At 65.1% G+C, this 14,489-nt stretch carries 11 protein-coding genes; 5 read left to right on the forward strand and 6 right to left on the reverse strand.

The features are described 5' to 3' along the window. Positions 1-50 precede the first annotated feature (50 nt). From htpX to def, 5 genes are all read right to left on the reverse strand, one after another. Entirely contained in the window at positions 51-911 is an 861-nt protein-coding gene (htpX, locus tag NKG59_RS05890; RefSeq protein ID WP_253535873.1) for a zinc metalloprotease HtpX, read from the reverse strand. Between the two features lie 120 nt (positions 912-1,031). Then, positions 1,032-1,688 carry a LysE family translocator gene (locus tag NKG59_RS05895; RefSeq protein ID WP_253535874.1) on the reverse strand — a complete coding sequence of 219 codons (657 nt, stop codon included), beginning with the start codon at positions 1,686-1,688 and terminating at the stop codon, positions 1,032-1,034. A gap of 33 nt (positions 1,689-1,721) precedes the next feature. Beyond that, the gene (gene fmt, locus NKG59_RS05900; RefSeq protein ID WP_253535875.1) at positions 1,722-2,705 is read right to left on the reverse strand and encodes a methionyl-tRNA formyltransferase; all 984 of its coding nucleotides are present in this window, start codon (positions 2,703-2,705) and stop codon (positions 1,722-1,724) included. Between the two features lie 58 nt (positions 2,706-2,763). After that, a complete protein-coding gene (locus NKG59_RS05905; protein WP_253535876.1) occupies positions 2,764-4,788 on the reverse strand; it encodes an ArnT family glycosyltransferase in 2,025 nt (674 codons plus the stop codon). 10 nt (positions 4,789-4,798) lie between these two features. After that, positions 4,799-5,314 carry a peptide deformylase gene (gene def, locus NKG59_RS05910; protein ID WP_253535877.1) on the reverse strand — a complete coding sequence of 172 codons (516 nt, stop codon included), beginning with the start codon at positions 5,312-5,314 and terminating at the stop codon, positions 4,799-4,801. 252 nt (positions 5,315-5,566) lie between these two features. Here def and NKG59_RS05915 point away from each other — a divergent pair, with 252 nt between their 5' ends. The 4 genes from NKG59_RS05915 (at position 5,567) to NKG59_RS05930 (ending at position 11,320) form a co-directional block, all read left to right on the forward strand. After that, a complete protein-coding gene (locus tag NKG59_RS05915) occupies positions 5,567-6,754 on the forward strand; it encodes a LysM peptidoglycan-binding domain-containing protein (protein ID WP_253536466.1) in 1,188 nt (395 codons plus the stop codon). Between the two features lie 25 nt (positions 6,755-6,779). Next, positions 6,780-7,991 (forward strand): DNA-processing protein DprA, encoded by a 1,212-nt coding sequence (dprA, locus tag NKG59_RS05920; RefSeq protein ID WP_253535878.1) that lies wholly within the window; start codon positions 6,780-6,782, stop codon positions 7,989-7,991. A 62-nt stretch (positions 7,992-8,053) separates the two neighbouring features. Continuing rightward, a complete protein-coding gene (locus NKG59_RS05925; protein ID WP_253535879.1) occupies positions 8,054-8,434 on the forward strand; it encodes a thioredoxin family protein in 381 nt (126 codons plus the stop codon). A 255-nt stretch (positions 8,435-8,689) separates the two neighbouring features. Then, positions 8,690-11,320 carry a DNA topoisomerase III gene (locus NKG59_RS05930; protein WP_253535880.1) on the forward strand — a complete coding sequence of 877 codons (2,631 nt, stop codon included), beginning with the start codon at positions 8,690-8,692 and terminating at the stop codon, positions 11,318-11,320. Between the two features lie 79 nt (positions 11,321-11,399). Here the strand turns inward: NKG59_RS05930 and NKG59_RS05935 are convergent, their stop codons facing one another. Beyond that, positions 11,400-12,338, reverse strand: a complete 939-nt coding sequence (locus tag NKG59_RS05935) for a LysR family transcriptional regulator (RefSeq protein ID WP_024977062.1) — start codon at positions 12,336-12,338, stop codon at positions 11,400-11,402. A gap of 452 nt (positions 12,339-12,790) precedes the next feature. Between NKG59_RS05935 and NKG59_RS05940 the strand changes: the two genes are divergently transcribed. Further along, positions 12,791-14,479: an AMP-binding protein gene (locus NKG59_RS05940; protein ID WP_253535881.1), complete on the forward strand. Its 1,689-nt coding sequence runs from the start codon at positions 12,791-12,793 to the stop codon at positions 14,477-14,479. The last annotated feature ends 10 nt before the right edge of the window (positions 14,480-14,489 follow it).

Below are 14,489 nucleotides of genomic sequence, written 5' to 3' on the forward strand. Positions count from 1 at the left end.
TCGTGCGGACTGCGGAAGTATAAAGGAAGCGCCCGGCCGGGCGGCCGCTTTTACGCCGGATATTGCCCCGTCTGCGCCATCTGCATCAAGCGCGCGATGCGTTCTTCCGTGGCCGGGTGCGTGCTGAACAGGTTGGCCAGGCCGCCGCCGTGCAGGGGGTTCATGATCATCATCTGCGCGGTGGCCGGGTGGGCTTCAGCAGCGGCAAACGGAATGCCGGCGGCATAGCGGTGGATCTTGTCCAGCGCCGAAGCCAGCGCCTGCGGGTCGCCGCTGATGGTCGCGCCCCCACGGTCGGCTTCGAACTCGCGCGCGCGGGAAATTGCCATCTGGATCATCGCTGCCGCCAGCGGCGCGAGGATCGCCACCGCAATCCCGGCGATCGGGTTGGCCGGACGGCCGTCGCTGTCGCGCCCACCGAAGAACACGGCAAAGTTGGCCAGCGCCGAGATCGCCCCGGCCATCGTGGCCGAGATGGTCGAGATCAGGATGTCGCGGTGCTGCACGTGCGCCAGTTCGTGGGCCATCACGCCGCGCAGCTCGCGTTCCGACAGGATATTGAGGATGCCGGTTGTGGCGGCAACGGCGGCGTGCTCCGGGTTGCGGCCGGTGGCGAAGGCGTTGGGCTGGGCTTCGTCGATGAGATAGACGCGCGGCATGGGCAGGCCGGCACGGCCGGCAAGCTCCTGCACCATCCGATAGAACTGCGGCGCGCTGGTCTCGTTGACTTCCTGCGCGTTGTACATGCGCAGGACCATCTTGTCGGAGAACCAGTACGAGAAGAAATTCATGCCCAGCGCGAACAGCAGCGCCAGCATCATCCCGCTGCGTCCGCCGATCATGCCGCCGATGACGATGAACAGCGCGGTAATCGCTGCCATCAACATGAAGGTCTTGATCCAGTTGAACATGGGGGCGTGGCTCCTGTGGGTCTAGGGTTTTGTGAGTTTGTTAGATCGCGATAATCGCTGAAAATTCAAGGGTTTGCGCGAGGCTTGCGCGATATTTCGCCGCAGATGTCGCTTGACTCATCAACGAGTGGTGAACGCCAGCCGCGCGCCTAGCCCAATGAACGCCGTGCCGACCACGCGATCGAGCCAGCGCTTGATGCCCGGCTTGCCGGCCACGCGGCGCGTGACGCTGGCGGCCACCCACGCCACCAGGCTGTTCCAGATCGTCGACATGACAATGAACACCGCGCCCAACGCCAAGAATGCCAGCGCCTTGTGGCTGGCGTGTGGATCGACAAACTGCGGGAAGAACGACAGGAAGAACAGCACGACCTTCGGATTCAGCACATTGGTGAGAAAACCCTGCATGAAGAGCGACTTGAGCGGACGCGCACGCTTGGCGGCGGGCGTTTCCCCTTCTTCGACGGGGGCGTCGTCGCGCTCGGGCGGCGCCAGCAGCATGCGGCCGCCCAGGTAGATCAGGTACGCCGCGCCCACCACCTTGATGACTGTGAATGCCACGGTGGAAGCCGCCAATAGCGCCGTCAGCCCGAACGCGACTGCCAGCACATGCACGCAGCAACCCGCCGATACGCCCAGCGCCGACAGTAGCCCCGCTGCCCGTCCTTGCGAAACGCTGCGCCCGACGATGTAGGCCGTGTCGGGCCCAGGCGTCACATTCAGCAGAAACACGGCCAGCATGAAGAGCGGCAGATTGACGATGCCCAGCGCGGTCATGGCGAAATCCTTTTCTCTATATGGATAGGCCGGTTAGCTGCGCGACGCGAAGCGCTGGCCGGGCTCGATGGCCAGGCCTTGCAGGAATTCGCGTGCGGGCAGGCGTTTGCCGCCGGGCTTCTGCAACTGGGTCACGCGTAGCGCGCCGGCGCCGCAGGCGATGATGATGCCCTCGGCGTTGGCGGCCAGGACCGTGCCGGGTTCGGCATCCGCCGGGCGGTCGGCTAGCGCTTGCGCTTGCCAGAACTTGATCGTCACGCCATCCAGCGCGGCCGATGCGCCGGGAAACGGATTGAACGCATGCACCTGGCGCAGCAGCGCGGCGGCCTGGTGTGACCAGTCCAGCGTGGCTTCATCCTTGGCGATTTTTTCGGCGTAGGTGATGCCTTCGGCGGGCTGCGGCGTGGCGTCCAGCTTGCCGTCTTGCGCCAGCTTAGCGAGCGCTTCTACCACCATGCGCCCGCCGAGCGCGGCCAGCGTGTCGTGCAGCGTGGCCGTCGTGTCGGTCAGGCCGATGGGCACGCGTTCCATGGCGATCATGTCGCCGGTGTCCAGGCCAGCATCCATCTGCATGAGCGTGATACCCGATTCAGCGTCGCCCGCTTCGATCGCGCGGTGGATGGGCGCGGCGCCCCGCCAGCGCGGCAACAGCGACGCGTGAATATTGATGCAGCCAAAGCGCGGCAGGTCGAGCACTTCCTGCGGCAGGATCAGGCCGTAAGCGGCAACGACCATCACGTCAGGGCGCTGGGCGGCCAGGGCATCGATGGCTTGTGCGGCTTCCTGTGGATACTTGCCCGTGCGACGCAGCGACGGCGGCTGGAGGATCGGCTCGAACCCGTGCGTCACGGCGTACTGCTTGACGGGACTTGCCTGCAGTTGCATGCCGCGCCCTGCAGGGCGATCCGGCTGGCTCAGCACGGCAACGACGGGAAAGCCGGCCTGATGGATCGCCGCCAGGGCAATCTGCGCAAATTCAGGCGTGCCGGCAAACGCTACGCGAAGGGTGGACGTCATGGATGGAGAACCGAAAACGAGGGGGAAGCGCGCTACACGACAGCGTAGCGCATTGGGCTTAGCGACGGCCGCGATGCGGGGTGTCGGTCAGCGGCACGATAGGCTCGGGCGACGGCAGCGCCTCGGACACGCCATTGCTGCGCCGCTGGAACAGCGAGAAGGTTTCGTTGGTGTCGCCCGGGCGGCTGCCGCGCCACACCATTTCCCAGTTATTGCCGTGGGGGCGGCGGCGGGCATGTTCCGGGCGTTTTTCGAGCACGAGGATCAGGTCGCAGGTGCGTGCGGTCGGGTTGGGGTGGTGAGCGTCGCCGGCGCCGCTGTGGCCCAGCAGCCACTTGACCGGGCGCACGCCTGTTTCGTAATGCATCAGCGCGCGCTCGCTTTCGCCCATGCCGCGCGTAGCCACGCAGATTTGCGCAGATTCGAGCACCGGTTTGATCGCCTGGAACAGCGGGCGGTAGCTGCGGGCATCGTCAATCCACGGCATCAGCAGGGTGCCGAGCAGGCCCCACACCATGCCCAGCCCCGCCGCCCACGCCACCACGCCAGAGCGCGCTGGCCGCAGCCACACGCAGGCGGCCCAAAGCGCCGTAATGCCCCCGGCGGCCAATACGGCCACCGGATGGATCAGCATGTCATACGGCAACGGCAGCACGCGGCCCAGCATCTTGGCCAGCCAGGCCGGCAGCAACTGCCCGCCGCTGGTCACTAGCGCGCCCCACACCGCCCATACCACCAGCCCCAGCGCGCCAAACAACGCCACGGCCGCGCCCCATGCACGGGCGCGCCACGCGGGCGTAATCAGCAGCAGCATCGGCGCACCCAGCAGGGCTAGCGCGGGTTGCAGCGGCATCAGGTACACATCGCGCAGCACGGCCGAGCGCAGCACCACGGCAATCGTCGCGAGCACGAACAGCGCAACGACCAGGTGCCCCTGGTACGGCAACAGCCATGCCGTGCGCGCCCCATGCCCGCGTTGCCGCGCGAGCTTGTATAGCGACACGGCCAGCACAGCCACCGCTGGCCACACCGCGGGCGTACCGGTCAGGAAGATCGATCGGATGGTCGTCGCCAGCGAACCCTTTTCTCCACCCAGATGCGAGAAGCCAAAGAAGCGGCCGAGGTTGTTGACCCAGAACCATTCGATGAACAGGTCCGGCGATTCGTGCCAGAAGATGGCGGGCCAGATCACCAGCCATGGCAGCGCAACCAGCAGCGAAAAGCCATAGAAGCGCCACGCCTGGCGGTTGCGGAAATCCGGCAGCAGTGCGATCGCCGCCAGCAGGGTGATGGCGAACAGCCCAGGCACGAGCACGCCCTTGCCCAGGAACGCCACACCGATGCCCGTGCCGAACCACAATGCCGGACGCAGCACGTCGACGCCCTTTGCGCCCCCGGCTTCGCTCTCTTTGACGAAGCGCACGAGGCCATACAGGGCGATCGCGGTGCCGGCCAGTTGCGGGACATCGGCAATGAACTTGTGGACGTGCTCAACCAACCCGACGCAGCCGGCAAATAGCAGCAGCGCGCCCAACGCATAGTCGCGCAGCGCAGCGCCGCCGGCGTCCAGCCCGGCTTCGCGGCGTGCAGCCAGGGTCAGCCCAGGCCGTCCGCGCGCGAGGTCTGCGCCGACGCGCAAGCGCCAGTCGCGCGCTTCGCTGCGCAGCAGGCGCGCTGTGCGCCAGACGGCCCAGCACGTCAGCGCCATCCAGAACAGCACCGCCACGCGCACCGCTTCGTGCGGCGGCATGTCGGGCAGCGCCAGCGCGGCCAGCGCGCCCGTCCAGTACATCAGCGGGGGTTTTTCGACGAACGGCTCGAAGGCGACGTTGGGGACGACCCAGTCGCCACGCTCGATGATGTTGATGACGATGCCGAAGGAATACGGCTCGTCGGCCTTCCAGGGTGCGCGCCAGAACGTGCCCGCAACGAAATACGCGCACAACATCAGCAGGACGACGGCACGCCAATGCCGCACCAGCAGTGCCGACAGGCGGCGCGGGCTGGCGTGCGTGCCTGCGTCTGCGGGAGCGATCGGCATCAGCGGGATGGAGCGAGGGGGCGCGCCGGCGTCGGCAGGCATGGGAGCGCGTTCAACGCTGCGGTACCGCGTCGCGTTGGTGCTTCTTGAGCTTGGAGCGGATGCGCGTCTGCTTGAGCGGCGAGAGGTATTCGACGAAGACCTTGCCCATCAGGTGATCCATCTCGTGCTGAATGCACACCGCCAGCAGGTCGTCTGCCTCCAGCTCGAAGGCTTCACCCTTTTCGTTCAGTGCGCGCACGCGCACGCGGGCCGGACGGTCGACCTTGTCATAGATATCGGGCACCGACAGGCAGCCTTCGTCCCAGACCTTGTGCTCGTCACTTGCCCAGATGATTTCCGGGTTGATGAACACGCGCAGTTCGTCACGCGATTCCGAAACGTCGATGGTGATCACGCGCTCATGCACGTCGACCTGCGTGGCGGCCAGGCCAACGCCGGGCGCCTCGTACATGGTCTCGGCCATGTCCGCCACGAGTTTGCGGATGCGGTCATCGACAACGGCGACCGGCTTGGCGACTTTGTGCAGCCGCGGATCAGGGTATTGCAGGATATTCAGTAGGGCCATGATGCTTGGCAACAACGGTTGCAGAAGGCCACGCTAACGAGGGGTTGCCTTCAATTGCGATCGCTTGGAATGTCATGCAGAATCGGGGGCGCTATCCGCCACATGGCTTAGGAAAAAGCCTGACGAATGTTGGATGTCATACCCCTCTTGCTGCGACGCAGAACTGCGTACAGCTGCGGCGGTGAGGCGTCGAACAGGCACGCGGACCACTCGCCGATTCTTCATAGAATAATGCGCCATCGTAACACACCGATGCTCTCTCAGCCCGCCATGCAAACCGCCACGAAAGCGCGCCAGCCTTACGTTTGCGCCCTGTCGGCGGTTGCCGCGGCAGCGCTTTTCTGCGTGGGCGGCGCCCACGCCGCCGAGCGCACTGTGACGCCGGCGCAACAGGCGCAGGCCGCGACAGCTGCCCAAGCGGGCATCCCGGAATCCGAACTGTCCGCCACCGCGCCCGCGCAGTACACCGTGCGCCGTGGCGACACGCTGTGGGCAATCTCGGGCAAGTACCTCAAGCGGCCCTATCGCTGGCCCGAGCTGTGGGGCATGAACCGCGAGCAGATCCGCAATCCGCATCTGATCTATCCGGGCCAGATCCTGTATCTGCATCACGCCAATGGCCGTGCTTGGCTGTCGAGTTCGCCGGCATCGGCGGATGGCAGCACGGTGCGCCTGTCGCCGCATACCCGCGTGTCGGGACAGGATGGCGACGCCATCTCCAGCATTCCTTCCGCCGCCATCGAGCCCTTCCTGACCCAGCCTATCGTGGTGGATGAACAAACGCTGGCCACGCCGGCGCGCATCTTCTCGCTGCCCGAGGGCCGTGTTTATCTGGGCAAGGGCGAAAACGCCTACGCCCGCGGTTTGCCCGCAGGTGAAGGCGGCCAAGCCGGCGCCGAATGGCAAGCGTATCGCCCGGTCCGGCCGCTCAAGGACCCGGTGACCGGCAACGTGCTCGGCTATGAAGCAGACTTCCTTGGCACGCTGCGCGTGGTGCGCGCGGCGACCGGCCCGCAGGCGGTCACCAAGATGGAAGTGCTGTCGTCCAAGGAAGAAATGGGCGTCGGCTCGCAACTGATGCCGCTGCCCCCGCGCGTGCCGGTGCGCTATGTGCCGCATGCGCCGGAAGGCGACGTGCACGGCGCGGTCGCCAAGGTCACCGGCGGCGTGCGCTTTGGTGGCACCGACCAGGTGGTTGTGCTGAACATCGGCAGCCAGCAGGGGCTTGAGCCGGGCCACGTGCTGTCGCTGGCGCGTTCTGGTGCCGTCGTGAAGGACGCGACGGCCGGCAACGAGGCTGTGCAACTGCCCGCAGAGCGCTACGGCCTGGCCTTCGTGTTCCGGGTGTTCCCGCACGTGGCCTATGCGCTGGTGACGGACGCATCGAACGCCGTGGAAGTGGGCGACAGCGTCAGCAACCCGATGTCGCCGCAACCTTGAACTACGCACTAATGCAGTCCTTGATTTGACCGATGCATCCCAGGTCGCGGCGCCCGCCGCGGCCGATTCCACAGCTTCCCTCTCCTGTACGCGCGATCCAGCCGAACTGGCCGCGTGGCTGCGTCTGACTGAAACCCCCGGCGTTGGGCCCGTCGCTGCGCGGCAGCTGCTGGCGGCCTTCGGGTTGCCGCAAGACATCTTTGCCCAGCCGTATGCTGCGCTCGCCAAGGTGCTGCCCGAGCGGCAAGCGCGCGCGGTACTCGCCGAGCCCGACGACACGCTTGCGGCGCTGATCGAGCGTACCGTCGCCTGGGTGAACGAGCCCGGCAATGCCATCTTCACGCTGGCCGATCGCGGCTACCCGCCCCGCCTGCTCGAACTGCCGGACCCGCCGACCTTGCTGTACACCAAGGGTGACGCCTCCTTGCTGCGCGCCGCAGCGGTGGGCGTGGTGGGCGCGCGCAGCGCCACGGCAGCCGGCATCGACAACGCGCGGGCGTTTTCCCAGGCGCTGTCGGCGGCGAGCGTGACGATCGTGTCAGGCCTGGCGCTCGGCATCGATGCGGCGGCGCATGAAGGCGCGCTCGCAGGCCCGGGGAGCACCATCGCAGTCGTGGGTACCGGGCTCGATATTGTTTACCCGGCACGCAATCGGGCGCTGGCGCATCGCATTGCCGAGGCTGGCGTGATCATCTCCGAATACCCGCTGGGGATGGGTGCACGCGCCGAGAATTTCCCACGCCGCAATCGCCTGATCTCGGGTTTGGCGCGCGGGCTGCTGGTGGTGGAAGCCGCGGCACAGTCCGGCTCGCTCATCACCGCGCGCCTGGCGGCCGAGCAGGGGCGCGATGTGTTTGCGATTCCCGGGTCGATCCATTCGCCGCTGGCCAAGGGTTGCCATCTGCTGATCAAGCAAGGCGCCAAGCTTGTGGAAACCGCCGCCGACATCCTCGATGAACTTGGCTGGGGGCGTGCTTCTGCACCGGCCAAACGTGCGACGCGCGCGGCAGCGGCCGAGGCGTCCCCGACCGCACCGGTTGTCCCTGCGGCGCGCCCGGCGCCAAGTGTTGCTGAAACCGCATTGCTAGATGCGCTCGGCTTTGATCCCGTCGATCTGGATACCTTGTGCGAGCGCACCGGTCAGGCTGCTGCTCCGCTATCCGCACAGCTTCTGGCGCTGGAGCTGGATGGCCGCGTTGAGCGTCAGCCCGGCGGGCGCTTCCTGCGGCTTCCGTGAAAGCGTGCCTACAATAAGCGCGACCCCTTCGTCACCTCGCTGGTCGCTTAGCGCCTTTTTTCATGCCACTGCTCTCGCCTGACATCGACGCCACCACGCTGCACGCGCGCATGCGCTTGGGGCAACTGCTGGTGGCGTGCCTGTGCGCCGAGTGGTGCGGCACGTGCCGCAGCTATCGCAAGACCTTCACCGAACTCGCCGAGCGGCATCCGGAATGCTGCTTTGTCTGGATCGATGTGGAAGACCACGCCGATGCGCTTGGCGATTACGACGTCGAAAACTTTCCGACCCTGCTGGTGCAGCGTGGGAACGATGTGTTGTTTTTCGGCCCAGTCTTGCCTCACGCGGGAGTTGTTGAGGGATTGCTTTCGCGTGATCTGGGCGTTGCTCCGGCTGTGCCATCGGCCCCGGACTTGCGAGGCTGGCTGCTGGAATTGGCGTGATCGCTGGTCTTGACAACACTAAGCGATGCATGCGCCACTCTATTGCGCCTGAAAAGGAACCGCGCTTATGATTGGCGGCCAAATTTGGGACCGACCGGTGATTGATGGCCTCCCAACGGGCGCGCTGACAAGCGCCCGCGGCACTTGAAGTCGGCAGGCGTTGCCATAAGACTCTAAAAAAAACACGCGAACGGTCGCTATAGAAAAGCGACTTCTTCTTTACCCGATTACTTGCGATCGCCAGGATCCGCTCACATGTCCAAGGCTCTCATCATTGCCGAAAAACCGTCGGTCGCCGCTGATATCGCGCGCGCGCTGGGTGGCTTCACCAAGCACGACGAGTACTTTGAGAGCGACGACTACGTCCTCTCGTCGGCGGTCGGCCACCTGGTCGAGATTGCTGCGCCCGATGAATACGAAGTCAAGCGCGGCAAATGGAGCTTCGCTCATCTGCCCGTGATCCCGCCGCACTTTGATCTGCGCCCGATCGCCAAGTCGGAATCGCGCCTGAAGGTGCTGACACGCCTGATCAAGCGCAAGGACGTGACTGGCCTGATCAACGCCTGTGACGCGGGGCGCGAAGGTGAATTGATCTTCCGCCTGATCGCGCAACACGCAAACACCAAGCTGCCGGTGAAGCGGCTTTGGCTGCAGTCGATGACGCCGCAGTCGATCCGTGATGGCTTTGGCAAGCTGCGCAGCAACGAAGACATGATGCCGCTCGCAGATGCCGCCCGCTGCCGTTCCGAGGCCGACTGGCTGGTCGGTATCAACGGCACGCGCGCCATGACCGCGTTCAACAGCAAGGGCGGCGGTTTCTTCCTGACCACGGTGGGCCGCGTGCAAACGCCCACGCTGTCGATCGTGGTGGAGCGCGAAGAGAAGATCAAACGCTTCGTCCCGCGCGATTACTGGGAAGTGCGCGCTGAATTCATCGCCGCCGCCGGCCTGTACGAAGGCCGTTGGTTCGACCCCAAGTTCAAGAAGGACGAGTTCGACCCCGAACGACGCGACTCGCGCCTGTGGAGCGAGGCCGAGGCAAAGAGCATCGTGGCTGCGTGCCGCGACAAGCCGGGCACCGTGACGGAAGAATCGAAGCCGTCGACGCAGATGTCGCCGGCGCTGTTCGACCTGACGAGCCTGCAGCGCGAGGCCAACGGCCGCTTCGGTTTCTCGGCCAAGAACACGCTGGGCCTGGCGCAGGCGCTGTATGAAAAGCACAAGGTGCTGACCTATCCGCGTACCGATTCGCGCGCGCTGCCCGAAGACTACTTAGGCACGGTCAAGCAGACGCTGGACATGCTGGGCGAAAGCTCACCCAACTATCTGACGCACGCGAAGAAGATCCTGGCCAACCAGTGGGTCAAGCCGAACAAGCGGATCTTCGACAACAGCAAGATCAGCGATCACTTCGCCATCATCCCGACCCTGCAGGCGCCGAAGAACCTGTCGGAGCCTGAGCAGAAGCTGTACGACCTGGTGGTGCGCCGCTTCCTGGCGGTGTTCTTCCCGGCGGCCGAATACCAGGTCACCACTCGCGTGACCGAGGTGGCTGGGCATCACTTCAAGACCGAAGGCAAGGTGCTGGTGAACCCGGGCTGGCTGGTCGTGTACGGCCGCGAGGCGCAGGGCGAAGATGCCAACCTCGTGCCGGTCGCCAAGGACGAGAAGGTCAAGACGGACAAGATCGAGCCGGTCGGCCTCACAACCAAGCCGCCCGCACGCTATAACGAAGCGACGCTGCTCTCCGCCATGGAAGGCGCCGGCAAGCTCGTCGACGACGATGCGTTGCGCGAAGCCATGGCAGGCAAGGGCCTGGGCACGCCAGCCACCCGCGCGGCCATCATCGAAGGGCTGCTGACGGAAAAGTACCTCGTGCGCGAAGGCCGCGAACTGATCCCGACGGCCAAGGCATTCCAGCTGATGACGCTACTGCGTGGCCTGGGCGTGGAGGAACTGACGCAGGCGGAGTTGACCGGCGGCTGGGAGCACAAGCTTTCCCTCATCGAGCGTGGCCAGTTGGAGCGCGACGAATTCATGCGCGAGATCGCGCAGATGACGCAGCAGATCGTCAAACGCGCCAAGGAATACGACAGCGACACCATCCCCGGCGACTACGCAACGCTTTCTACGCCGTGCCCGCAATGCGGCCACGTGGTCAAGGAAAACTACCGCCGCTTCGCTTGCAGCCACTGCGACTTCTCGATCAGCAAGATTCCGGGTGGCCGCCAGTTCGAGCTGGACGAGGTGGAAGAGCTGCTGACCAACAAGACCATCGGCCCGCTGCAGGGCTTCCGCAGCAAGATGGGCCGTCCGTTTGCGGCCATCCTCAAGCTGGCGCAAGAAGACGGTCATTGGAAGATGGAGTTCGACTTCGGCCAGAACGACGAAGACGATGGCGAGCCGGTCGATTTCTCCGGCCAGGAAAGCGTCGGCCACTGCCCGAAGTGCAACGGCAACGTCTACGAGCACGGCCTGAAGTACGTCTGCGAAAACGCTGTGGCGCAGCCCAAGACCTGCGACTTCACCACCGGCAAGATCATCCTGCAGCAGGAGATCAGCCGCGAGCAGTTGGCCAAGCTGCTGACCGAGGGCAAGACCGATCTGCTGACCGGCTTCAAGTCGGCGCGCACGGGCCGTAACTTCAAGGCGTTCCTGGTCAAGCAGCCGGACGGCAAGATCGGCTTCGAATTCGAGCCGCGCGGCGAAGGCAAGGGCAAGCCCGGCGCCAAGACCGCGGCGAAGAAGACGACCGCTGCGGCTAAAACGCCTGCCGCCAAGAAGGCGCCGGCCAAGACCGCAAGCAAGACGGCCGCCAAGAAGGCCCCGGCGCGCAAGAAAGCCACTGAAACCGAGGCTGACGAGGAAAGCACCAGCGAAACCTGATCGCGGTTTCGCAGGCACCAACGCAAACGGGAGGACACTGTCCTCCCGTTTTGCTTTAGCGATGGCGATGCGGTTTGGCTTATGCGGCTTCGCTCAGGCCCCGGCCGGCGCGCGCCTCGCTGTGCTTGACCTCCATCGCCTGGGCCAGCATGTAGTCGATGAACGTGCGCACCTTTGTCGGCAGGAACTTGCGGCTCGGGTACACCAGCGACAGCGACCGGTGCGGCAGCTTGTATTGCGGCAGCACGCGCACCAGACGTCCGGACTCCAGGTCCGGCCGGGCCATGTACGACGACAGAATCGCGATGCCCATGTCGGCGAGCACGGCGCGGTGCATCAGTTCGGCATTGCTCGTGACGAGCGAGGGCTGCACCGGCACCGAAATCGACTGACCGTCGGCAGTGCTCATCTCCCACTCGTGACGCAGTTGCGGGTGCCACATCGCAATGACGCGGTGCTCGGCAATGTCTTCGGCGCGCTGCGGCGTGGAATGCTGGCGGAGGTAGGCCGGGGTGGCCGCCATGACCATCTCGGCGGAAATCATGCGGCGTGCGACCAGGTGCGAACCGAGGCCAAGTTCCGAGACCATGATGCCGACGTCACGGCCATCCTCGACGATGTCGATCGGGCGGTCGGACAACGCCACGTCAAACGTCACTTCGGGATAGAGCTGCTGAAAGCGTGCGAGCAGCATCGGCAGCACGTGCAGTCCGAACATGACGGGGGCGACGATGCGCAGGCCACCGACCAGCGCCTGGCTGCGCGAGGTGGCCAGCGATTCCGCCTCGTCAATGTCGAGCAGGATCTGCGCACAGCGCTGCAGGTAGGTCTCGCCCACGTCGGTCAGCGACAGGCTGCGCGTGGTGCGGTTGAGCAGGCGCGTGCCGAGATGCGCCTCAAGGTCGGCCACGTAACGCGTGACGACGGCATTGCTCATCGACAGATGCTGGGCCGCCCGGGCAAAGCTGCCAAGCTCCACCACCTTGGAAAACACCCGCATCGACTGCAAACGATCCATTCCAGCCTCTCACATAATTTGTTGTCAAAAATAGAACAAATCTGTCGTGACAGCAAATGTTTAATAGTGGCACAAGCAATTCACTGCCTAGGGGCGATCCTTGAATGTGAGTACACGCTCAGGTGAGAATCCCGCCCCAGTTGTGTTTGCGCTGTTTTATTGCCAGAGCTGCGTATCCGACTTCTCACCGATTGACGCAACAGCGGATTTGCGCCGAGACTCTATACCGAGCGGTAGATTTTTTTGGGGATTCGTCTTGCGCGAGGTCATGTTTGACCCAAATCATGGGTGGAACGCGGTTTTGCGCAAATCGGTGCGGCGGTGGCCAGATGGCTTCGCCATACTCGAACAATGGATGCCGCGAACCCTGACCCGCATGAGCGCCCCGCAACGAGGGCAGCCATCACGGCCGATGTGTCGCCCCGCGATGCCGGCGGCCGAGGAGACACCACATGACCATCCAGAACCGTGAACCGGTCAACTATCTGGCGGGCGAGATGCCGCTGCACCGGTATTGCGCCCTCCATGCGCAGCAGACGCCCGAGCGCATCGCCTTGTTGTGGTACGGCCGCACGATCTGCTGGCGCGAGCTGGATCAGGCATCGACGCGGCTGGCGGTGCAGTTGCAGCGACTGGGCGTGACACGCGGCGATCGCGTTGCGCTGTTTCTGCACAACTGTCCGCAAGCCATCGTGGCCCATCTGGCCACGGCCAAGCTGGGCGGCATCGTCGTACCGTGCGGGCCGCTGTCGCGTCAGCACGAACTGCGCGACCAACTGGCCGATTGCGGCGCCAAGATCCTGGTGGCGGCGGCCGACCTGATGCCGATTGTCGAGGCCGCGCGGCCGGGTACGTCTGTCACGACCGTCATTACCACGCGCTATGCCGATCTGCAGCCTTCGCAGCCCGCGTGCCGCAAGGCGCTGGCCGTGCCGCCCGAACTGATTGCCGCCGATGCCTCGTCTGCACCGCCGCTCAAGAACAAGCCGGGCGCCGCGCAACTTGATCTGATGCAGCTGATGGCCGAGCCCGTGGATGTGGCCGAGCGCGACGCCGTGGCTGCCATCCAGGTGAGCCTGGACGACGTTGCGCTGATGGTCTACACATCTGGCACCACCGGCCGCCCGAAGGGCGCCATGCTTACGCACCGCAACGCGTTGTACAAGACCGCCGTTACGGTGCAGGTCAGCGGGATCCACGCTTCGGACGTGATGCTGGCGGTGGCGCCGCTGTCGCATATCGCGGGCATGCTGATGGGCATGAACGTGATGCTGTATTCCGGCGCGACGACCATCCTGCTTTATCGGTTCGATCCCCTGGCCGTGCTGCAGGCCATCGACCGCTATCGCGTGACACGCTGGTACAGCATGACGCCAATGAACCTGGCGGTCATGGCGCATCCCGACGCGGCGCAATACCGCATGGAATCCTTGGTGGCCAACCCGTGCACCAGTTTCGGCGTCACGCTGACCGAAGCGATTGCCGAGCAGTGGCGTGCCTTTGCCGGCCCCCAGTGCCGCATCTACGAAGCCGCCTATGGCCTGTCGGAAACCCACACCTGCGACGCCATCACGCCTGCCGATGCCCCGCGCTGGGGTTGGCACGGCAAGATCGTCCCGCAGACTGAGGTACGCATCGTCGACCCGCATACCGGCGCCGAACTGCCGCCCGGCCAGGCCGGCGAAATCACCATCCGCAGCCCCGGCGTGTTCCGCGGCTACTGGCAGCGCGACGAGGCCACGCGCGCCGTCCTGCACAACGGCTTTCTGCGCACTGGGGATATCGGCCAGGTCTCGCCCGACGGCTACCTGCAATGGCAGGGCCGCATCAAGGAGATGATCAAGGTGTCGGGCTACAGCGTGTTTCCTGAAGAGGTCGAGGCGCTGCTGTCGCGCCACCCGGGCATCCGCCAAGTGGCCGTGACCCCCATCCCCGATCCTGAGAAAGGCGAAGTCGTGTGCGCGCACGTGGTGCCGATGAACGGCGTGACGCTCTCGGAAGCCGAGCTGATTGCCTGGTCGCGCGACAACATGGCGCCGTACAAGGTGCCGCGGCGCGTGAAGTTCCATGATGCGCTGCCCGCTACCGCAACGGGCAAGGTGCTGCGAAGGTTGCTGCGCGAAGAAGCCATCGCCGCCTGAAAGCAAAACG

The sequence above is a fragment of the Ralstonia chuxiongensis genome (genome assembly GCF_024158925.1).
Taxonomy (GTDB): Bacteria; Pseudomonadota; Gammaproteobacteria; order Burkholderiales; family Burkholderiaceae; genus Ralstonia; species Ralstonia chuxiongensis.